The sequence below is a fragment of the Bacillus amyloliquefaciens DSM 7 = ATCC 23350 genome (genome assembly GCF_000196735.1).
GTDB lineage: Bacteria > Bacillota > Bacilli > Bacillales > Bacillaceae > Bacillus > Bacillus amyloliquefaciens.
The window spans coordinates 2,712,939-2,734,757 of record NC_014551.1; the positions used below are offsets into that span (position 1 = coordinate 2,712,939).

Genomic DNA, 21,819 nt, shown 5'->3' on the forward strand with positions numbered 1-21,819 from the left:
CAGAGCTTGAAAAAAACTTCTCCGGTCAAGAGAAGTTTTTTATGCCCCGTACTGGGCCCACAGTTCTTGCAGAAGCCCTGACAGATACGGCGTATGATGTGTGATGATATCCGCAAGCGTTGATTGTGCGAGCATATCTTGAAGCGCGCTTACAGGCAGTACGGATGCGACGTATAACAGGATAAACGCAAATAGATAGACTTCCAGAAACCCGAGCACCCCGCCAAGCAGTTTGTTGATCTGTTTAATGACCGGAATGCTGGCGATGATATTAAGGGCCGCTCCGATAATCCGGAGCAGAATCTTTGCGATGATAAACAAAATGACAAACGCGATCGCATTGTAATAAGCCGTCTCTACGTTTCCATTAATAAAAGAAAGAGCCGCCTGGCCGCCGGAAAAATCAGGCGCAGGTATAAAGCTCAAATGCGGCGCAAGGTTTTTGTAAAAAAGCGCCGCAAACGCAATCGAAAGGATAAAACTCGTTAAATATATAAATTGGAGGATAAATCCTCTCTTCAATCCAAGCAATGTGCCCATCAAGAGCAAAACTAAGATGATGATATCTATCATATGGTGTTCATTCCTTTTCTTTAAGCTGCCGCTCCAGTATTTCATATTTTTCTTGCAGTTTCATATAATCATGCACGACATTGACCGCAGTCAAAACAGCGAGCTTATTTATATCAAGATATGGATTTTTCTCGTTGATTTCTCTCATTTTATCATCAACCATTCCGGCCACATGACGCATGTGCGCTTTGCTTTCTTCCCCGATAATGGTGAAGTGCTGGCCGTAAATGTTAACTGTCGTTTTGGTTTTTTTGCCGTCAGACAACGTTTCTCCTCCATTCCGCGAGAATCCTAGTTCCTATCATACCACGATTATCGTTTGAATGGAAAGACGAGCCTCGGGCTGTTATGATACACTGGTATATACAGTGAAAAGTGCCAAAAAAGGAGATTATATCGTGTCCCATTCTGTTATAAAAGTATCCGCTTCCGCTATAGAACAAATGAAACATTCCTATGCCGGCTCCCTTACTTCCGCCGTTCCGCAGGGCGCCGTCTTCCAGGCTAAGCCTCCGGGCTGTACCATTACAGCCTACCGTTCGGGCAAGGTTCTCTTTCAAGGAAGAAACGCCGGCACAGAAGCGGCCCGCTGGGGAACGGCTGAGGCGCCGAAGGCAAAGAAAACCGTCAAAAAAGCGGCCGATCCGATCTACGCTCCCCCGGCGGGCATTGCGTCCATGTCGGTGATCGGCTCAGATGAGGTCGGAACAGGCGATTATTTCGGGCCGATAACGGTTGCCTGCGCCTACGCCGACAAAACAAAGCTTTCTTTAATGAAAGAACTGGGCGTCAAGGATTCGAAGGATTTAAAAGATCCGCAGATTATTGAAATCGCCAAACTGTTAATTAAAACCATTCCCTACAGCCTGCTTGTGTTAAAAAACGAAAAATACAATCAGATGCAGGAAAAAGGCATGAGTCAAGGAAAAATGAAGGCGCTCCTTCATAATCAGGCGATTTCCAACCTGCTGAAAAAAATGAACGGCGTCAAACCGGAAGCGATTCTGATTGACCAATTCGCAGAGCCTGGCATTTATTTTAAGCATCTTTCCGGGCGGGATATCGTAAAAGAAAAAACGTTTTTCAGCACGAAGGCGGAAAGCATACACCTTTCCGTCGCCGCAGCCTCTATCATCGCGCGATATTCTTTCTTACTTGAAATGGATAAGCTTTCCCGTGAAGCCGGGATGACGATCCCCAAAGGCGCGGGGCCGCACGTCGATGAAGCTGCCGCCAAGCTGATCATCAATAAGGGAGAAGATGCGCTCAGAACATTCACCAAACTTCATTTTGCCAATACGCAAAAGGCGAAGCGTCTTGTCGAACGGAAGCGGTCATAATAAAAAAAAGCTTGCAGAGTGATCTGCAAGCTTTTTTCTTTAGCCTCTTAATACGGCCTGATACGTTTCTTCCAACGCCTTCAGCACGTTTTCATGGACTTTTGTCACTTCTTCTTCTGTCAATGTTTGTTCAGGATTAACATATTGAAGCGAGAAGGCGACGGATTTTTTGCCCTCTTCCATATGCTCGCCTTCGTACACATCGAAGACGGTGACTTCTTTCAACAGCGCGCCGCCGGCATCTTTGATAACGGCTTCGAGCTGTCCGCTTGTAACGGTTTTATCTGCAACAAGCGCGATGTCACGCGTGACGGACGGGTATTTCGGAATCGCCGTGTACACGAGAGGTTCTGTTTCTTCGGTCAGAAGCGCGTGCAGATCAAGCTCGAACACATACGTTTCTTTGATATCCAGCTCTTTTTCCATTGCCGGGTGCACCTGTCCGATAAATCCGGCAAGTGAGCCGTTCAAAAGAATGTTTGCGGTCCGGCCGGGATGCATGTTTTTGCGTTCTGACTGGACAAATTCAATCCGGTCTGACACATTCAATTGATGCAGCAGGCCTTCAACGATACCTTTGACAACGAAGAAATCAACCGGCTTTTTCTCACCCTGCCATAAGTTTTTGCGCCATAATCCGGTTACAGCTCCGGCAACCCGTTCTTTTTCAACAGGTTTTGTATTTTCTTCCTTCGTCAGAAATACAGAACCCGTTTCGTATAAAGCAACGGAATCAGTCTGTCTGGCCAGGTTGTATGAAACAGCTTCAAGCAGATTCGGCACGAGGCTGTGTCTGAGAATGCTTCTTTCTTCGCTCATCGGCAGAGCCAGCATCGTGTTGAATGATTTTTCGATCGCAAAAGCGGCCGCTTTTTTATCATTAGTCAATGAATAAGTGGTCGCTTGAGAAAGACCCGCTCCTTCAAGGAAACGTCTCACTTTCCGGCGTTTTGCCTGATACGGGGTCAAGCCGCCTGTCGTGCCGGCCGTTTCCGGAAGCGTGGACGGAATATTGTCATACCCGTATAATCTTGCCGCTTCTTCAATCAGGTCTTCTTCGATTTTAATATCTCCGCGGCGTGACGGCACCGTTACAACGAGAACGTCTTCAGCTTCACCGACTGCAAAACCGAGCCGCTTGTAAATGCTGATGATTTCTTCCTTAGCGATTGTCATGCCGAGCACGGCGTTCACTTTTTCAACTGACACGTGAATGTTGTTCGCTTCGATTTTCAGATGGTTTTCTTCAACCGTGCCTGACAGCACTTCTCCGCCTGCATACGCCTGAATGAGGCTGCAGGCCCGTTCAGCTGCAAGCAGAACGCGTGCCGGGTCAATGCCTTTTTCATATCTGGCGCTCGCTTCGCTTCTCAGCCCGAGGTCTCTCGACGCTTTGCGGACGGTCTGTCCGTCGAAATAAGCGGCTTCCAGTAAAATCGAGGTGGTGTCTTCACGGACTTCAGACTCGGCTCCGCCCATAACTCCCGCGACTGCTTGCGCCTTTTTTCCGTTTGTGATGACCAAATGGCTGCTTGACAGCTTGCGCTCCTGTTCATCGAGCGTCACGATGGTTTCGTTTTCCGCCGCTTTTCTGACAACGACCTCTTTTGAACCGAACCGGTCGTAATCGAAAGCGTGAAGCGGCTGGCCGTATTCAAGCAGGACGAAGTTTGTAATGTCCACGACGTTATTATGCGGGCGGATGCCTGCATTCATCAGCTTCGTCTGCATCCAAAGCGGTGACGGGCCGATTTTGACGTTTTTAATGATTTTCGCGGCGTAATGCGGGTTGGCCTGCGTATCTTCAATCTTGACGGAAACAGCGTCCGCCGCTTTTTCTGCCGCTGTTTCATATGAAGTCTCCGGAAGCTTTACCTCTGCGCCAAGGATAGCCGCGACTTCATAAGCTACGCCAAGCATGTTCATCGCGTCGGCGCGGTTCGGCGTTAAGCCCAATTCTAAAATCGCATCGTCAAGCTGAAGGGCCGCCATTGCGTCAGCTCCCGTTTCAGCATCATTCGGAAACACGAAAATGCCTTCCGCATATTCTTTCGCCACGAGCTTGCTTTCAATGCCGAGCTCCTGAAGGGAACAGATCATGCCGTGAGATGCCTCGCCGCGAAGCTTGGCTTTTTTAATTTTGAAATTGCCGGGAAGCACGGCTCCGACCGTTGCAACGGCAACCTTCTGTCCTTTATCAACATTCGGGGCGCCGCAGATAATCTGCACGGGTTCCTCCGCACCGATATCGACAAGGCATTTGTTGAGTTTGTCGGCATTCGGGTGCTGTTCACGTTCAAGCACGTGTCCGATGACAACGCCTTTTACGCCTTCCCCTTTATACTCGATACCTTCAACTTCAATACCGGCTCTTGTAATTTTTTCTGCAAGCACGGCCGGGTCGATTCCCTGCAAGTCAACGTAATCTTCTAACCATTTATAAGAAACAAACATGTGTATCCTCCTCTTACGCCTGTTTAAACTGCGAAATGAATCTGACATCATTGGTATAGAAATGGCGGATATCTTCAATGCCGTATTTCAGCATCGCGATACGTTCAACACCCATTCCGAAAGCAAAACCCTGGTACTCTTCAGGATTGAACCCGGCCATTTTCAGCACGTTCGGGTGAACCATGCCGGCGCCGAGAATTTCGATCCAGCCTGTTTTTTTGCAGACGGAGCAGCCTTGTCCGCCGCACTTAAAGCAGGTCACATCCACTTCGACAGAAGGCTCTGTGAATGGGAAGAAGCTCGGACGGAGCCTGATTTCACGGTCTTGGCCGAACATTTTTTTCGCGACCAATTCAAGCGTGCCTTTCAGGTCGCTCATGCTGATTTTGCGGTCCACGACGAGACCCTCGATCTGCATGAACTGATGGGAATGTGTCGCGTCATCGTTGTCACGGCGATACACTTTACCGGGACAAATGATTTTGACGGGGCCTTTTCCTTTATGTTTTTCCATCGTGCGTGTCTGCACCGGTGACGTCTGCGTTCTCATCAGCATTTCTTCTGTAATGTAAAAGCTGTCCTGCATGTCGCGGGCCGGATGTTCCTTCGGCAGATTCAGCGCTTCGAAGTTATAATAATCCGTTTCCACTTCAGGGCCTTCTTCTACGGTATATCCCATACCGATAAATAAATCTTCAATTTCTTCAATAACGACCGTCAGCGGATGGCGTCCGCCGATGTTTACCGGACTGCCAGGCAATGTGACATCAATCGTCTGACTGCTGAGTTTTTTATTCATCTCTTCTTGTTCAAGCTGTTCATTTTTCGCCGTTATGGCTGCTGCAATGCGCTCTCTCACTTCATTGGCGAGGGCTCCCATTTTCGGGCGCTCTTCGGCGGACAGTTTGCCCATGCCGCGGAGAACTTCTGTAATCGGCCCTTTTTTTCCGAGATATTGCACCCGAATATCGTTAACTTCTTTTAATGAACCAGCCGCTTCTACTTTTTCTGCAGCTTCCAGTTCGAGCTGTTTAAGCTTCTCTTCCATCATGCATCCTCCTTTTATGTAAACCAAACCGTTCTATGCCTTTTTCAGAAAACAAAAAAACCCGCCCCTTAGAGAAGGGACGAGTTGTGGCCGCGGTACCACCCTTTTTAAGGCAGACTTCATCTGCCGAAAGCTTCATTGACATAACGGAAACGATCGTTCCGGTTCACCTTTACGCGCGTTTGGCGCGGTCCCGGTGACAACTCGAGAGGTGAAAATCAATTTCTGTGCTGCGATAAAAATGCTTTCAGTCAGCGGCATTTTCTCCCTGGAAGGCAGTGTGTGCAAAAATTGACGTCCTCTGTCACGGTTTTTACATTATTGCTATCTATTATAGTGAAATTCGCGGCTTTGCGCAACCTATCCTCTAAGATGATATACGAGGATTGCGGCCGCTACCGCCACATTCAGCGATTCCGCCTGTCCGTACAACGGAACATACAGGTTGAGATCTGTTTTTTGCAGAAGGCCGGCGTCCACTCCCGCTCCCTCGTTCCCGACGATTAACGCGAACGATTCTTCAGGCTTCACGCTTTGATAAACCGCACCGTTTTCAAGCGCCGTGCCGTAGATCGCGACACCTTGTGATTTCAGCTCATCGATAAACTCATCAAGCGGACGTTTCAAAATGGGAATATGAAAGTGAGATCCTTGGGCAGAACGCAGCGTTTTTCCGCTGTATGGATCTGCCGTCCCGTCACCAAGGACAACGGCGTCGATACCCGCCGCATCCGCCGTTCTGATCATTGTTCCTAAATTCCCCGGGTCCTGCACGGCATCAATCAGAAGGAGCCGCTTCAGCGGATCAGGCTTCTCTTCCGGCATATGGCAGACTGCGGCGATCCGCTGCGGCGTTTCCGTTTCCGTCACGGCTGAAAACGCGTCTTCGCTCAGCACATAACAAGGAATGCTCATGTCCAGATCGGCTGGGATGGCGCTCTCATCTTTTACGAGAATTTCTTTTACCGTTCCCTTTGATTTGAGCGCTTCTTCTGCCAGATGCTCTCCTTCTATCAGAAATGTATTCGTTTTAAGTCTCTCTTTTTTTGTGTGAAGTTTTTTCCAGTCCTTCACTTTTTGGTTTTTTGCAGAGTCGATTCGTTTCACTTTATTTCTGTGCTCTCCTTTTTTCATGCATGTTGTTATTATATCTCAAGAACAGCACATAATAAACCGCGTGCGCGGTAAGAATATGCGTATCACAATCAGGAAAAAGGAGCGGTTGTAATGGATCTTAATTTACGCAACGCCGTTATTGCCAATGTAACCGGCAATAACCAAGACCAGCTGGAGCACACTATCGTTGACGCCATCCAAAGCGGTGAAGAAAAAATGCTTCCGGGCCTCGGCGTATTATTCGAAGTTCTTTGGCAGCATGCGTCAGAATCAGAAAAAAATGAAATGCTCAAAACACTTGAAGGCGGATTAAAGCCTGCGCAATAAGCATGAACCGGGTGATGGCACACCCGGTTTTTTTGTATAATAACGGCGAGGGGGATCGCCATGCAGTTACAGCCGGAACTGGCAAAGAAATTGATTGCCGAAGTCAAACACATGTACAGCCGCGAAGTGATTATTGCCGATACAAAAGGAATGATCATCGCCGGCACCAACGAAGCGCGCGCCGGATGTTTTCATGAAGGCGCACTGATCTGCGCGCGCGAAAAACGGAATGTCATCATCACGAAAGAAGATGAAAAACGGCTCGAGGGCGTAAAAGCAGGACTGAACCTCCCCGTTTTTTCGGGTCATGAGGTGATCGGAGTATTCGGTCTGACAGGAAACCCTGACGATATCCTGCCTTTCGGAGAATTGCTCAGAAAAATGACAGAGCTGTTTATTAAAGAAACGCGCCACATGGAAGAAGCGCAGTGGCGTGCGAGAATGCTTGAATCTTTTATGGTTGATTGGCTGCAGTTAAAAGAATGGTCCCCGGGCTTTATAGAAAAAGCAAAGCTCCTCGGCGCAGATCTGCATTCACACCGCCGGATCATACTCATTCAAGACCGTTATAAGCAATATAAAGCAGAAGAGCTCAGGCGAATCTGGCAGAACGAATGCCCTGAAGACCTGTTTGTCCGCTGGGGAAATGAACGCATTCTCATTAATCATGAAACAAATTCAAGTTCCAAACAGCAGCTGATCAAAAGAATCGGCGCTGTTTTTGGGCAGCCTGTCACGGCCGGCATCGGTCGGATTGTTCCGGGAGAGCGCCTCACGGAATCATACGGACAGGCGGAGAAAGCTCTTTCGGCAGGCATTGCTGACAAGCAGGCCGTCTTTGAAGAAGATTTAAAACTGGATATGTGTCTTGCCGAAATTGCGCCCGGCACACGGTCGGAATTTTCACGCCGTGTTCTCAAGCATGTGCTCGGCCGTGAAGAACTTCTGGATACGCTGCGCGCCTTTTTCAACCGGCAATTATCGTTAAAGCGCACCGCTAGCGACATGCACATTCATATTAATACATTGCGCTACCGTCTTTCCAAACTGGAATCATTGACAAATATGAAGCTTGACCGCCCTGAAGACATTACGGCTTTTTATTTGGCGCTTCGCTTTTTAGACCAACATACAAAAAACACGTAATCTCATCGTCATTTTTCATATGTTTCTCCATAGTGCGCGGAATCATTTTTCTTTACAATTAAATGAAAACGCTTTTCTAATCAGGGAGGTTGGGAGAATATGATTTCACGAGAGGCAAAGGAACAGTTCATTCTGGCGGTCGGAGAGGAGAATTATGATGATTCGGCGGCGGGGCGTCTTGTGTATTCGTACGATGCGGCCCCTCAGCTGCAGGCCATGCCGGATGCGGTAATAGCCCCCCGCTGCGCGGATGACGTATCACGTATACTAACGATTTGCAGCAGGTATGACATTCCGATCGTGCCGAGGGGTTCAGGCACAAACTTATGCGGCGGCACATGTCCGTCTGAAGGCGGTCTTGTTCTTTTATTCAAACATATGAACCGCATTCTCGAAATTGATGAAGAAAATTTGACGGCAACCGTACAGCCTGGTGTGATTACGCAAGATATGATCCATGCGGTGGAACGAAAAGGTTTATTTTATCCGCCTGATCCGAGCAGCATGAAAATATCGACCATCGGCGGGAATATTAATGAAAATTCCGGCGGGCTGCGCGGACTGAAGTACGGCGTCACCCGGGATTATGTGCTCGGCCTTGAAGCGGTCCTGGCATCAGGCGATATCATCCGCACAGGCGGAAAGCTGACAAAGGATGTTGCAGGTTATGATCTGACAAGGCTTTTTGTCGGATCTGAGGGAACGCTCGGCATTGTGACCGAAGCGACTTTAAAGCTTGTTCCGAAGCCGGAAACGAAAAAAACGCTGCTCGCACTCTATGAACATATTGAAGCGGCTGCGGAATCTGTTTCTGCCATTATTGCTGAAAAAATCATTCCAGCGACACTCGAATTTCTGGATCAGCCGACACTGCAGGTCATTGAAGATTACGTCAAGATCGGGCTTCCGACCGACGCAAAAGCCGTCCTGCTGATCGAACAGGACGGTGACAGCGATACGGTCAGACGCGATATGGAAAAAATCGAAGCCATCTGTAAAAACGGAGCCGCCGCATCGGTCCAAACGGCTGAAACCGAGGAGGAGGCATTCGCCCTTACAGAGGCCAGAAGATCCGCATTATCAGCTCTTGCCAGACTGAAACCGACAACAATTCTGGAAGATGCGACCGTGCCCAGGTCACAAATTGCCAGCATGGTCAGAGCCATTAACGAGATTGCAGAAACATACGGCTTGTCCATCTGTACTTTCGGCCATGCAGGCGACGGCAACCTTCATCCGACGTGCACCACCGATATCAGAAATAAAGAGGAAATGGAACGTGTCGAAAAAGCCTTTGCCGCCATTTTTGAGAAAGCGATTGAGCTGGGCGGAACGATAACGGGTGAACACGGGGTCGGCATCGTGAAAGCGCCGTATTTAGAAATGAAGCTGAAAACAGAAGGCATCACCGCAATGAAAGCCATCAAACAAGCGCTCGATCCCCAAAACCTGCTGAATCCGGGCAAAATATTCGCCAATTCATCAAGGAAACGCGTGGTGGTGATGAAATGACAACAGCTAAAGAACAGAAGCAAATTCAAAAAGAATTCAAAAGCCGGATGGATGAAGGTGAATTGCTGAACTGTATGCGCTGCGGCTTCTGTCTTCCTTCCTGTCCGACCTATATAGAATCGGGATTTCAAGAATCCCATTCGCCGCGCGGCCGGATCGCCCTGATGAAAGCCGTCACAGACGGACTGATCGAGCCGGATGAAGATGTCGAGCGCTCACTTTCGCTGTGTCTCGGATGCCGGGCATGCGAACCCGTTTGTCCCGCAGGGGTTAATTACGGACAGCTGCTTGAAGAAGCAAGGGATATCATTCATCAAAATAAAAAACATAAGCCGGGCGTACGCCTTTTGCGGAAAGCCGCCTTTACCGGGCTTTTCCCTCATCAAAACCGCATGCAGACAGCGGCAAACCTTCTCGGGATATATCAAAGGTCGGGATTGCAGGCCGCCGTCAGAAAAACCGGTATGCTGTGCGTTTTGCCTGAGCATCTGCGCACAATGGAACAAGTGCTTCCGCCCGTCCCGAAACGGAAAGACATGAAGGAACGGCCGCGTTTTCTTCCTGCCGAGGGCTCCGTTAAAAAACGGGCCGCTTTTTTCTCGGGCTGCTTAATGGATACGATGTTTTTAGCGACAAATCATGCGACAACTGCGCTGTTACAGGCGGCCGGATGTGAAATCGCGGTTCCGGAGGGTCAGGCGTGCTGCGGCGCGCTTCACGGGCACAGCGGAGAAAAAGAGACGGGAAAAGAACTCGCCAAGCGGAATATCGCGGCCTTTGAGGCGCTTGACGCTGATTATATCATTACAAACGCCGGCGGATGCGGCGCCTTTCTTCAGGAATATCCGCATTTACTAAAAGATGAACCTGAATGGGCGGAGCGCGCAAAACAATTCGTCCGGAAGCTCAAAGATTTTTCATCCGTACTGGTTGAACTGAAGTTCCATCAAAGGGACCTACGGGCGCGGTCCCCTCATATCGTCACATATCAGGACTCCTGCCATCTCCGCAATGTGATGCATACGTCAGAAGAGCCGCGCACGCTTTTGAAAAGCATTAAAGGGGCTGAGTTCAGAGAAATGGAAAAGGCCGACAGCTGCTGCGGGTCGGCGGGAATTTATAATATAACAGAATCAGAAATGTCTATGAAAATATTAGACAGCAAGATGAAAGCTGCCGGAAAAACGGAAGCGGCCGTCATCGTGACAGCCAACCCCGGATGCCTTCTGCAAATGCAGCTCGGCATCTTGCGTGAAGGCATAACAGACCGTGTCCGCGCGGTACATTTGGCGGATTACCTTCTGGAAGCGGCGGATTTGTCCTAAACCGAAAGCAGAGAGACCGATCGGCTCTCTGCTTTTATGATGCTGCAATGTTCTGATCGGCGGCGGATTTATCCGGGTATTGAAGCCTCCAGTCTGGCACTCGGATCACGCCATACGTTTGCCCATTTCTTCACAGCCGCAATGATAATCACAAGTCCGAGAATGAGCATGATAATGGATAAAACACCATTCAGCACATTGTATCCTGCCGCTTCGGGGTTCAAATACACATACCTCACCATCCAATACCCCGCATAGTTGACGGTGACGTACAAATAAGCGAGGGGAATCAGGCATGTCAGCATATAGCGCCGCTTATCGGCTATTTTCAATACGACGGTCGCACCGATGATTAATCCGACAGAAGCCATAAGCTGATTGGACACGCCGAACAGCGCCCAAATGGAGCTGATGTCGCCGGAATACAGAAGATAGCCCCACAGCAGGCAGGCGAGCGCGCTTGAGAAAATCGAGCCCGGCAGCCAATCTGTTTTTTTCAGCGGCTTATATACCTCTCCGAAAAACTCCTGAATCAAATAGCGGGCGACACGGGTTCCCGCATCAATCGCCGTTAAAATAAACACCGCTTCAAACATAATGACAAATTGAAAGAAATATGAAGCCAAATGACTAAAAAAAGGAATTTCCGTAAAAATATAAGTCATTCCGACGGCAAGTGTAACAGCGCCTCCCGTCCTTCCTTCCAGACTGAGCCCGATTCCTTTGCTCAATTCAGGCAGGTGGATGACATTCATCCCGAGCGTGCGGAATATTTCAGGCGTGCTGTTAATGGCAAAATAGTCGGCAGGCTCGAGAGCGGCAGCAGCAATAAGCGCCATGATTCCGACGAGACATTCAACAAGCATCGCTCCGAAAGCAACAGGCTTTATATCACTCCATTTATCAAGCATTTTCGGGGTTGTGCCGGAACCGACAAATGCATGAAAGCCTGAAATGGCGCCGCAGGCAATCGTTATTGAAATAAACGGCCAGACAGGACCCGCGATCACCGGTCCGCCGCCGTGAATAAACTCTGTCACTGCCGGGAATTGAACGGCTGGATTTACGAAAAAGACACCTGCGATTAATGCGGCAAAAACCCCGATTTTCATAAAACTGCTTAAATAGTCACGCGGGGCAAGCAAAAGCCAAACCGGAAGCGCCGCGGCGAAAAATGCATAGACGGGAAGCGCCACCGCGAGTGTTTTCGCATCCAATGTCAGCATGTCGCCGAGAGCCGTTGTTTGCAGCCACGGCCCGATCACAACACCGGCCATCAGCAAAAGAAAACCGACAGTTGATGCAAGTTTGAGATTGCCCGTTTTTTTATAGTAGACGCCGACCCCCATGGCGATCGGAATCGTAATCCCTACCGCAAACGTTCCCCACGGGTTTTGCTCAAGCGCATGGAGCACAACCATCGACAGCCCCGCCATCGTGATCGTAATGATAAACAGCATGGAAAGACCAGTGCAAAATCCCGCCACCGGACCAAGCTCTTCTTTGGCGACTTCAGAAAGCGTTTTTCCGTTTTTACGCATCGATGCAAACAATACGACAATATCATGCACGGCTCCTCCGATCACCGCCCCGATTAACAGCCATAAAAGCCCGGGCAGATAGCCGAACTGTGCCGCCAGAATCGGTCCGACAAGCGGGCCGGCGGCAGCGATTGCCGCAAAGTGGTGGCCGAATGACACCCATTTATTCGTCGGCACATAATCTTTCCCGTCCTCAAGCACATGGGCCGGAGTCGGTGTCTGATCATTGATTTTTAATACTTTGACCATCATAAAAGTACCGTAAAGCCGATAGGCGATCGCCAAAATACATATAGACGCTATGACGATTGTAATCGCATTCATTTAATCCCAGCCCCTTTTCTCTTTTTCTGAATATTATCACAATTATCAAATAACAGGAGATGATTTTTTGCGTAAAAAAAGCCGGGCTTTGTCGCCGGCTTTTCGGAACATTATTTTCCTGATAAACGGATGACATTCCAGGACAGCGGCGTAAAATGAGCCGTTATTCCTTCGGCGCTTGCGGAAGATGTCCCGTTCGCGTGCGGAATGACTTGTTTTCTGTTTTTTTGATTGGTCGCTTTCATATCCTGATGCTCGAGCACGATATGCTCAATGATGCGGTAATTTTCAAATCCTCTGAGCTTTATCTCCGTTTCCATCAGTTCCTTGCTTTTGTTGACGGCAAAAATGGTCAGGGTTTCATCCTCTTCATGGTAAACGGCGGCGGCATCAACATACGGTACATCCGTAAAATCCGCGGAGTCGTATTTCGGGGAGGTCACCAGCAGCTTCATTGAAGTCCCTCTTCCATAGACAGAGGCGTGCATGTAAGGGTAAAAGATCGGCTGCCTCCACGCTTCTCCGCCCTTTTCTGTCATGATAGGCGCAATCACGTTGACAAGCTGGGCGAGACAGGCGCTCTTTAGTCTGTCCGCATGCTGCAGCATCGTAATCAGCAATGAGCCGATCAACAGCGCATCTTCAAAATTGTAGATGTCTTCAAGAATCGGCCGGGCCGTAATCCACGGTTCCACTTTTTTATCCGCTTCATTTGAGTGATACCACACATTCCATTCATCTAATGAAAGCTGAATCGTTTTTTTGCTGCGCTTTTTCGCTTTCATATAATCACATACGGCTGTTACAGATTTGATAAAATGGTCTAAATCCATGGACTTCGCCAAATAATTTTCAAGATCATTTTCATGGTTGCCGTAATACGTATGCAGTGAGATGTAATCCACATGCTCGTACGTATGCTCCAGCACCTCCGCTTCCCACTCGATAAAGGTCGGCATGCCGCTGTTTGAGCTTCCGCAAGCCACCAATTCAATCGTCGGGTCCGTCCATTTCATTACCTTTGCCGTTTCAGCGGCGAGCCGCCCGTATTCGTGCGCCGTTTTATGCCCGATCTGCCAAGGGCCGTCCATCTCATTTCCTAAGCACCATGTTTTTATGCCGTAAGGTTTCTCATACCCATGCGATTTTCGTAAATCGCTCCAGTATGACCCTTCAGGATGGTTGCAGTATTCGACGAGGTTCCTGGCGGCGTCGATTCCTCTCGTCCCGAGATTGACCGCCATATTCACTTCGGCATTCACTTTTTTTGCCCACGTTAAAAATTCATTCGTCCCGACTTCGTTCGTTTCTGTCGTCTGCCATGCCAGATCAAGCCTTCGCGGGCGGTCCTTCACAGGTCCGACGCCGTCTTCCCAATTATAGCCGGAGAGAAAATTCCCTCCCGGATAGCGGATGAAGGGCACCTGCAATTCCTTGATCAGCTCCTGTACATCTGTTCTGAAACCGTCCTGGTCGGCTTTCGGGTGTCCGGGCTCATAAATGCCTTCATACACCGCCCGGCCCATATGTTCTATAAATGAACCGTAAATCCGTTTGTCCACTTCTCCGATGATATATTCTTTATCTACCGTAATTCCCGCTTTTTTCATTATGTTTCCTCCCTCTCTATCCCTTCACTCCGCCGACTGTCAGGCCGGAAATGAAGTATTTTTGGAAAAACAAGAATATGATGATGACCGGCAGTATCGCAAAAACGGAACCGGAGATCAGCATGTCATAGTTATTGCCGTACGGACTCAGCAGCCCTGAAAGCCCGATTGGAAGCGTAAACATTTCTTTCGACCGAAGCACAATCAGCGGCCATAAAAAGTTATTCCAGCTGTTTAAAGATTGGAGAATGATCATTGCTCCGAATGCCGGTTTCATAAGCGGCGCCATAATTCTGAAGAAAATTCCGAATTCCGTGCAGCCGTCCATTCTCGCTGAATCAAGCAGATCCTTCGGAAGGCCGAGCGCGTATTGCCTGAAAAAGAACACGGCGACAGGCGACACGATAAACGGCAGAATCACCCCCGTATAAGAATCGATCAAATGAAGGCCCACCGTCAGTTTAAATAACGGAAGCATCATCACTTCAAGAGGCACCATCATAATGATCAGCACAAGAACGAAAATAACATTTCTGCCTTTAAACTCGTAGACACCGAGTCCGTAGCCGATCATAGAGGAAAAAAACAGCGTGAGAACCGTGGTGAGAACGCCGAGCAGCAGGCTGTTAAAAAACCACTTAAAATAAATGCTTCCCCCGTGGAACAAATACGTGTAGTTATCAAGGCTCATCACATCCGGATCAAGACGCAGATTCAGCCCGATGCGCATCAGCTCAGATGACGGCTTTAATGAACCGAGCAGCAGGCAGAGCAACGGAAAGATATACAGCAGGCTCAGCATGATAAAAAACAAGGTAAACGCAACTCTGTACACAAGAGACATGTGATTGTGACGCACCGCTTATCCCTCCCCTTTAAACGAACCGGACAGTTTCAGCGAGACAAGGCTGACCAGTAAGATGATGAGCAAAAGGACAATTCCGATTGCGGCACCGTACCCCATTTCGTTATACGCAAGCCCCTGCTGATATAAATAACCGACAAGCGTAAGGCCGATATTGCCCGGGGAATTATTCTGCCAAAGCACATAGCTTTCCTCAAACATTCTGAACCCGCCGATAATACTGATCGTTAACACATAAACGGACACCGGCTTCAAAAACGGGAGAGTAATATGCCGGAACTTTTTCCACGTACTCGCCCCGTCAATTTCAGCGGCTTCATATAATTCTTTCGGCACGTTCTGCAATCCGGCCAAAAAATAAAGAATGTTAATGCCCATCCATCTCCATGATGCAAGGAGCACCATTAAAAACATCCCGGTTCCTTTGTTGTTGAGCCAGTTTTGGGGCGATGCGCCGAGCTTGATCATCAGCTCATTTGCCAGCGATGTATTCATTTCTCCGAACATCAGCCGGAATATAATGCCCGCTACGATTGTCGATGTTAAAGCCGGTATAAACAGTGCCGATTTAAATACATTTCTGAACATGACGAGCTTCGAATTCAGAAACACCGCTAAAAGAAGCGGCACCGGAATCAGCACGACGAGCGTCCAGAAGGTATATTCCAATGTATTGAATAATGCGGTATAAAAGGTTGGATTAAGAAGAGCGGTATAATTGGAAAACCCGACAAATGTAACTTCTCCCGGCAGTATCCGCTGAAAACTCATGATAAACACACTGATGATCGGATACAAAAAGAAGACGAGAAACGAAATGATAAAAGGCGCCGTAAATAGATAAGGCGCCGCTTTTTTTGAATACAGCACATTGCGCCGGCGCGGCTCTCTCCGGACTGCAGAAACGGTTTGCGCTGACTCTGTCTTTACAGGTCTCATAAAAGCTCCCCCGCTTTCTCTGTTAAATTGGGCGGCTTCTTATTTTTCCAATTGCTGTGCCGCCTCGTCCAAGGCTTCCTCAGGTGTTTTTTCCTGCGTCTTAAGCGCATCGAACAGCACCTGTCTGACTACGAGATCAGCCGCTTTAGAGAAGTCTTCATGCAGATAAATCGGATTGATCTCATCTTTTATCTCAAGGAGTGAGGAAAAAATGGACGTACCGTTCCGGAAGAAATCAGTGTACTTGTTTTTCTCCTTCAATTCTTTTGAATTCCACACGTCCCAGCGGAGCGGATCAAAGCCGAGCACCGTCCACAGCTTAATATTTCCTTCCTTTGAACCTTTCGCAAATCCGAGAAATTCTTTCGCGAGCTCCAGATGTTCAGCCTGTTTCGGCACGACGGTGGCTGTTCCGCCCAAGCCCGCTGATCGGTCACCGCCTTCTTTCCAGGCCGGCATAGGGTAAATCGCCATTTTCCCTTTTAAGTCAGGCATATAATCGATAAACCGCCCCATGTACCAAATGGGCATCAGCACTGACGCCGCCCCGCTCTGATTCATAAAACCGTAGTATTCTTCGCTGTGATGGCCGCCGCCGGGAGCCGGCAGAAGGGTTTTATCATTTACCATGTCCTTTAAGTAATTCAATGTGTCTATATTCGTTTTACTGTTCAGAATCAATTTGCCGTTTTTGCTGAAGTAGCCTGATCCCTGCTGCGAAATCATGGAAAGGAATGTGGCGGAGTCATTTGTTTCAACCGTTCCCATCGGTTTTCCCGTAATTTCGCGCACTTTTTTCCCTGCCCGCCGGTAATCCTCCCATGTCTTAATGGAGGCAGGATCAACGCCCGCTTTTTTCATGATATCCATGTTGTAAAACATGACGGTCGTCCCCACATGTGTATCAAGGCCGTACAATTTGCCGTTTTTGCTGTATAGGGCAAGACGCGCCTCCACAAACTTATCGCGGTCTTTTTCAATCAGCGGAGTCAGATCGGCAAGCGGGATATCCTTTCCTTTCAGAAAGTTCGAGAACCGGCTTAATTCCACGTCAGCTATATCGGGAAGCCCCTCACCCGCGATCAGCGAAACAGATAGATTATCATGCATTTGTCCATAAGGATAAACAACGGTATTCAGCTTAATTTTGCGCTCCGGGTATTTTTGATTCCATTCTTTGACCATTTCCTGATAGAACTGTTCGTGCAGTCCGTTAAACGTCCAAAAAGTCAGCTCCGTTTCTCCCGGCCGGCCGGCAGCCCGTTCTTTTGAACAGCCGGCGGTAAACAATAAGAGCATCATCACCACCAAACATACAGCGGTCGTTTTTTTCATGTCATCCCCCCTCCACTTTAGGCCGCGCGGCTATTGAAGCAAATGATGTGCAAAGAGCGCTGCATGTTCATTTATGATGGTCAAACCGGTATAACGGTCTCTCAGTGTGTGCGCATGCTTAAGCGCGTCGCAGACAAGTTCCTTCTTGACACCGATTTCATCGAAACAGGCTGGACCTCCCGCAGATGTGAGCCACCCGGCAATTGTTTTGCCGTCAGGAAGCCCCTCATATGCTGATTGAATCGCCTTGCGAAAGTTCGGCGGCAGTTCTGCAAGCTTTTCGTGACAAGCCAGTTCTTTGTAAATATCACTCAGCACCGCGCAGGCGCATCCCACCTTCGCACCGTGGAGAATCGGAGGCTGTTTTGTCTTCAGCATTTCCATCTCAATCCAATGCGAGATGTGATGCTCTCCTCCTGAGGCGGGACGGGAGTGATCAAGGGCAAGCATGACAAGGCCCGAAACGATCAGCGCTTCCATCAGTATCTCAATGCCGGTCTCTGTCCCCGCGGCAATGCCAGCGCGGTGATCAATGCACTGCCAAAGCGCGTCTTTCACAAGCTTCGCCCCTGCTTCTGAGTATGGCTCATCTGCAAGCCTGCGGGATATCTCCCAATCTGCCAGCGATGTTATTTTTCCGAGCATGTCGCCGAATCCCGCGGCTGTCATTGAACGGGGCGCGTCTTTTAAAAGATTCGTATCCGCAAAGAGGGCGATCGGCGCTTTCGTTTGAATCGTCGTTTTGATTCCGTTTAATATGAGCGGCGCTCCCGCCGATGTAAAACCGTCGACTGACGGAGCGGTGGGGAATGATATAAACGGCAAACCGCGCTGATAGGCGGCAAACCGTGTAATATCGTGAATCGTCCCTGAACCGGCCGCAATGATTACATCCGTCTCTTCCGCGATATTGATCAGCGTATAGACCAGTGTCCTCTCATCAGCCGCAGCGGTCCCGGCTTCATGCTCCGGAATGATGAGCTTTGCCGCTTTAACCCCGCCGGCCTTCAATTCGTCAGCAAGCACCCGTCCCGCTGCCTCGTAAGTGTTCCGATCACAGACGATCACCGGATGTTTCCAGCATTTTTTTTGCAGAAATCTGAGAAGTTCTTCTTTTGCAGTCGCTCCGATCACGATATCTTCTATTTGAATAGGCGAGCGGCTGCCCCCTTCTCTGTCAAACTCGGATTGAATGTCCGCCGGAGAAAGTTTCATAAAAGGATTCCCTCCTTCGCTAATTCTGTCAGATCTTTAATAGAACCGAGTACGATGTCAGGTTCATAAAGACGGGGCTCCCCGAGTTTGGCCGATCCAGTCAGAACCAGTACGCTTTTCATTCCGTACAGCCTGCCCATTGCGATATCTGATTCGAGACTGTCTCCGATAATGGCGCATTCTCCCGGAGGAAGCCCGAGCGCTTTACATGCTGCTTCAGCCATCAGCCAAGACGGTTTGCCGATGACAAGCTCCGTTTTTGCTCCGGCAGATGCTTCAATGGCCCCGATCATTCCCGCGACATCCATGGCATGGCCGCCTTCATTCGGAAAGGATCTGTCCCGATTCGTGGCGATGATGCGCGCGCCGGAGGAAGCTGCTTTAAAAGCGAGATTCAGATCCTCATAGGTGACGGTTTCATGCAGGGAGATGACAAGCCAGTCTGCCGCCTGCGGTTTTTGCGCCATGGCGACACCAGCTAAAGCGAGTTCATCAGTCAGCCCTTTCTCTCCTAACACCCACACCTTTGACAAAGGATAATGCTTCTTTAAAAATGATGCCGTCACACTGGAGGACAGCACGATGCTCCGTTCATCCGTCCGGATGCCGGCACCGAGAAGTTTCTTCCGGCACATTGCCCTTGATAAATTGCCGCGGTTGCTTAAAAAGACAACGGATTTGCCCAGTGACTGAAGGGTGTGAATGGCTTCTGCTGCGCCGTCAATCAGCTCCTGCCCCCTGAATACGGTTCCGTCTAAATCAATCAGAAACCCGGATGCGTCAAGTTTGGCCATAATAAGCATTCGCCCCGTGTTTTCTGTAAAAGTGCTTATCATGCAGCACTCTGTCGATCGGACTGAGCTGTTTGTTCAGCATGAGCGAATGGTAGGCCATTTCCGCCACTGTTTCGAGCACTACGGCGTTATGCAGGGCATTCAACGCGTCCTTTCCCCAGCAGAACGGACCGTGACTGTGGACGAGGACACCCGGATTTTGTTCATACGGTTCATTTTGAAAGGTTTCAGCTATGACTTTGCCTGTATGATATTCGTAATCTTTTACAATCTCTTCTTCATACATTTCCCTCGTGCAAGGTATAGCGCTTTCAAAATAATCCGCGTGAGTCGTTCCGAGCGCGGGAATGTCCCTGCCTGACTGTGCCCAGCTCGTCGCCCAGCGGGAATGTGTATGAACGATTCCGCCGATAGCCGGAAAAGCTTTATACAGATAAAGATGAGTCGGCGTGTCAGAAGACGGCTTCAGCGAGCCTTCCAGAATGTCTCCGTCCTCATTCAGGACGACCAGTTTGTCTGCGGTCAGCTCACTGTAATCGACACCGCTCGGTTTAATGACGATTCTCCCGCTCTCTCGGTCGATGCCGCTGACATTTCCCCATGTAAACGTGACAAGGTTATGTTCCTCAAGCTTCAGATTGGCGGCGAGCACTTCTTCTTTTAACGCTTCAAGCATAGCGGCTCTCCCCTTTCACGAACTCACGGTTTTTAATGGCTTTCAGGCGTTTCATGACATTGTTTTCTTTGCCGAAGTAGTGAACGAGCTCTTTATATTCCGCATATAAGCTGTCATAAATCTCAGCTCTTTCGCGATTCGGGACATAAGAGGCGTCTTTTAATTTCCCCATATGTGCGCAGGCTTCAGCAATATTGGAGAAACCTCCGTTTTCCCGTCCCGCAGCGAGCGCTCCGAAAATCGCGGAACCCAGTGCAGGCGCCTGCGGAGACCCGGATAATTTAATCTCCATATTTGTGATATCTGCATAAATCTGCATGATAAAAGGATTTTTTTCAGCGATTCCTCCGGCTGCGTAAAGCTCTTCGACCGGAACACCGTTATCCCGGAACGTTTCGATAATCATCCTCGTTCCGAAAGCCGTCGCTTCAATCAATGCCCTGTAGATTTCTTCCGGCTTCGTGTGCAGCGTCATGCCAAGCATCATACCCGTCAAATCGGCGTCCACTAAGGTTGACCGGTTTCCGTTCCACCAGTCAAGCGCGAGAAGGCCGCTTTCCCCCGGAATAAGCTCAGCCGCTTTTAAGCTTAAAAGCTCGTGAATGTCTATGTGTTTATCCTCCGCTTCCTTCTCATAGTCCCTCGGAACACACGTTTTGACAAACCATTCAAAGTGGTCGCCGACACAGGACTGCCCCGCTTCATATCCCGCATATCCGGGCAAGATGCCGTTATTTACGACTCCGCACATACCGGGGACGATATGTTCTTCCTCGCCAAGCAGCACGTGACAGGTGGACGTTCCCATGATCATCAGCATTTTCCCCGGTTTTGTAATGCCGACCGCCGGCACTGACACGTGTGCGTCGACATTGGCTACGGCAACGGCCGTCCCCGGCAGAAGCCCGGTCAGCTCCGCCATTTTTTCGGTCAGCCCGCCTGCCTTTTCCCCGACTGAATAAATGGTTCCGCTTAATTTATCCTTTGTAATCGTTTTCATTAAAGGATTGAGCCTTTCGAAAAAATGATCCGGCGGATACCCCGTCTCGTCATTCCAGATTGCTTTGTAACCGGCCGTACAGTTGCTTCGCTTCAATGAACCGCACAATTGATAGACGATCCAGTCTGCCGCTTCCACAATCCGGTCTGCCGCCTCGTATATATGCGGCGCTTCTTCCGCGATTTGCATGATTTTCGGGATCATCCATTCAGAAGAAATTTTTCCGCCGTATCTTTTGAGAAATGTTTCATTTGTGTCCTCGGCTATACGGTTTAAACGGTCCGCATATTTTTGAGCCGCATGATGCTTCCACAGCTTCACATAACTGTGAGGCTCCCGTTCAAATTCCGGCAGCATGCAGAGCGGCTGTCCCGATCCGTCTACCGGCAAGATGGTGCAGGCGGTAAAATCAATTCCTAAGCCGATCACGTCTTTCGGGTCAGTGCCCGTCTGCTGAAGCAGACTCGGAATCGCCGTTTTCAGAACTTCGATATAATCGGCTGGATGCTGAAGCGCCCAGTCCCGAGGAAGTTTTTCTCCCGTCTTCGGCAGCGTACGGTCGATGACGGCATGAGTGTATTCTTTTACAGCGGATGCGATTTCCTCCCCTGTCCGGACATTGACGAGCACCGCGCGGCCTGACAATGTGCCGAAATCGACACCAATCGTATACGCCATA

Annotated in this window: 19 protein-coding genes; 5 read left to right on the plus strand and 14 right to left on the minus strand. The window is 49.3% G+C overall.

Going from position 1 to position 21,819, the window contains the following annotated elements; all coding sequences use genetic code 11:
- Positions 1 to 39: 39 nt before the first annotated feature.
- Together BAMF_RS33940 and zapA are read right to left on the minus strand one after the other, a co-directional pair.
- The gene (locus BAMF_RS33940) at positions 40 to 573 is read right to left on the minus strand and encodes a CvpA family protein (protein WP_013353113.1); all 534 of its coding nucleotides are present in this window, start codon (positions 571 to 573) and stop codon (positions 40 to 42) included.
- Positions 574 to 580: 7 nt separating this feature from the next.
- Positions 581 to 838, minus strand: a complete 258-nt coding sequence (gene zapA, locus BAMF_RS33945) for a cell division protein ZapA (RefSeq protein WP_003152533.1) — start codon at positions 836 to 838, stop codon at positions 581 to 583.
- 133 nt (positions 839 to 971) lie between these two features.
- Here zapA and rnhC point away from each other — a divergent pair, with 133 nt between their 5' ends.
- Complete coding sequence (rnhC, locus tag BAMF_RS33950; RefSeq protein WP_013353114.1) at positions 972 to 1,913, plus strand: ribonuclease HIII; 942 nt, start codon at positions 972 to 974, stop codon at positions 1,911 to 1,913.
- A gap of 39 nt (positions 1,914 to 1,952) precedes the next feature.
- Here rnhC and pheT read toward each other — a convergent pair whose 3' ends face one another.
- The 3 genes from pheT to BAMF_RS33965 all read right to left on the minus strand — a co-directional run bounded on the left by pheT (position 1,953) and on the right by BAMF_RS33965 (position 6,522).
- Positions 1,953 to 4,367, minus strand: a complete 2,415-nt coding sequence (pheT, locus tag BAMF_RS33955; RefSeq protein WP_013353115.1) for a phenylalanine--tRNA ligase subunit beta — start codon at positions 4,365 to 4,367, stop codon at positions 1,953 to 1,955.
- Positions 4,368 to 4,380: 13 nt separating this feature from the next.
- Positions 4,381 to 5,415, minus strand: a complete 1,035-nt coding sequence (gene pheS / locus BAMF_RS33960; protein WP_014470804.1) for a phenylalanine--tRNA ligase subunit alpha — start codon at positions 5,413 to 5,415, stop codon at positions 4,381 to 4,383.
- A 360-nt stretch (positions 5,416 to 5,775) separates the two neighbouring features.
- On the minus strand, positions 5,776 to 6,522 hold the full coding sequence (locus BAMF_RS33965) for a TrmH family RNA methyltransferase (RefSeq protein ID WP_014470805.1): 747 nt from the start codon (positions 6,520 to 6,522) through the stop codon (positions 5,776 to 5,778).
- Between the two features lie 120 nt (positions 6,523 to 6,642).
- On the opposite strand from BAMF_RS33965, the gene sspI reads away from it, so the two are divergent.
- The 4 genes from sspI (at position 6,643) to BAMF_RS33985 (ending at position 10,841) form a co-directional block, all read left to right on the plus strand.
- Entirely contained in the window at positions 6,643 to 6,858 is a 216-nt protein-coding gene (gene sspI, locus BAMF_RS33970) for a small acid-soluble spore protein SspI (RefSeq protein ID WP_013353118.1), read from the plus strand.
- A 60-nt stretch (positions 6,859 to 6,918) separates the two neighbouring features.
- Positions 6,919 to 8,004 carry a CdaR family transcriptional regulator gene (locus BAMF_RS33975; RefSeq protein ID WP_013353119.1) on the plus strand — a complete coding sequence of 362 codons (1,086 nt, stop codon included), beginning with the start codon at positions 6,919 to 6,921 and terminating at the stop codon, positions 8,002 to 8,004.
- A gap of 99 nt (positions 8,005 to 8,103) precedes the next feature.
- Positions 8,104 to 9,516 (plus strand): glycolate oxidase subunit GlcD, encoded by a 1,413-nt coding sequence (gene glcD, locus BAMF_RS33980; protein WP_013353120.1) that lies wholly within the window; start codon positions 8,104 to 8,106, stop codon positions 9,514 to 9,516.
- A complete protein-coding gene (locus BAMF_RS33985; RefSeq protein ID WP_013353121.1) occupies positions 9,513 to 10,841 on the plus strand; it encodes a (Fe-S)-binding protein in 1,329 nt (442 codons plus the stop codon). The genes glcD and BAMF_RS33985 overlap by 4 nt, the downstream gene beginning before the upstream one ends.
- A gap of 68 nt (positions 10,842 to 10,909) precedes the next feature.
- Here BAMF_RS33985 and cstA read toward each other — a convergent pair whose 3' ends face one another.
- The 9 genes from cstA to araB form a co-directional block, all read right to left on the minus strand.
- Complete coding sequence (cstA, locus tag BAMF_RS33990) at positions 10,910 to 12,706, minus strand: carbon starvation protein CstA (protein WP_013353122.1); 1,797 nt, start codon at positions 12,704 to 12,706, stop codon at positions 10,910 to 10,912.
- 110 nt (positions 12,707 to 12,816) lie between these two features.
- Positions 12,817 to 14,316, minus strand: a complete 1,500-nt coding sequence (arfA, locus tag BAMF_RS33995; protein ID WP_013353123.1) for an arabinosylfuranosidase ArfA — start codon at positions 14,314 to 14,316, stop codon at positions 12,817 to 12,819.
- Between the two features lie 16 nt (positions 14,317 to 14,332).
- The gene (locus BAMF_RS34000; protein ID WP_038463275.1) at positions 14,333 to 15,160 is read right to left on the minus strand and encodes a carbohydrate ABC transporter permease; all 828 of its coding nucleotides are present in this window, start codon (positions 15,158 to 15,160) and stop codon (positions 14,333 to 14,335) included.
- An 18-nt stretch (positions 15,161 to 15,178) separates the two neighbouring features.
- Positions 15,179 to 16,120 carry a carbohydrate ABC transporter permease gene (locus tag BAMF_RS34005; RefSeq protein ID WP_013353125.1) on the minus strand — a complete coding sequence of 314 codons (942 nt, stop codon included), beginning with the start codon at positions 16,118 to 16,120 and terminating at the stop codon, positions 15,179 to 15,181.
- Positions 16,121 to 16,159: 39 nt separating this feature from the next.
- A complete protein-coding gene (locus BAMF_RS34010; RefSeq protein ID WP_013353126.1) occupies positions 16,160 to 17,455 on the minus strand; it encodes an ABC transporter substrate-binding protein in 1,296 nt (431 codons plus the stop codon).
- 30 nt (positions 17,456 to 17,485) lie between these two features.
- Positions 17,486 to 18,670, minus strand: a complete 1,185-nt coding sequence (locus tag BAMF_RS34015) for a sn-glycerol-1-phosphate dehydrogenase (protein ID WP_013353127.1) — start codon at positions 18,668 to 18,670, stop codon at positions 17,486 to 17,488.
- Complete coding sequence (locus BAMF_RS34020) at positions 18,667 to 19,473, minus strand: HAD-IIA family hydrolase (protein WP_373419132.1); 807 nt, start codon at positions 19,471 to 19,473, stop codon at positions 18,667 to 18,669. Before BAMF_RS34020 ends, BAMF_RS34015 begins: the two co-directional genes overlap by 4 nt.
- Positions 19,451 to 20,140: an L-ribulose-5-phosphate 4-epimerase gene (gene araD / locus BAMF_RS34025; RefSeq protein ID WP_013353129.1), complete on the minus strand. Its 690-nt coding sequence runs from the start codon at positions 20,138 to 20,140 to the stop codon at positions 19,451 to 19,453. Before araD ends, BAMF_RS34020 begins: the two co-directional genes overlap by 23 nt.
- Positions 20,133 to 21,818, minus strand: coding sequence for a ribulokinase (araB, locus tag BAMF_RS34030; protein WP_013353130.1), 1,686 nt, complete (start codon positions 21,816 to 21,818; stop codon positions 20,133 to 20,135). The genes araD and araB overlap by 8 nt, the downstream gene beginning before the upstream one ends.
- Position 21,819 lies beyond the last annotated feature (1 nt).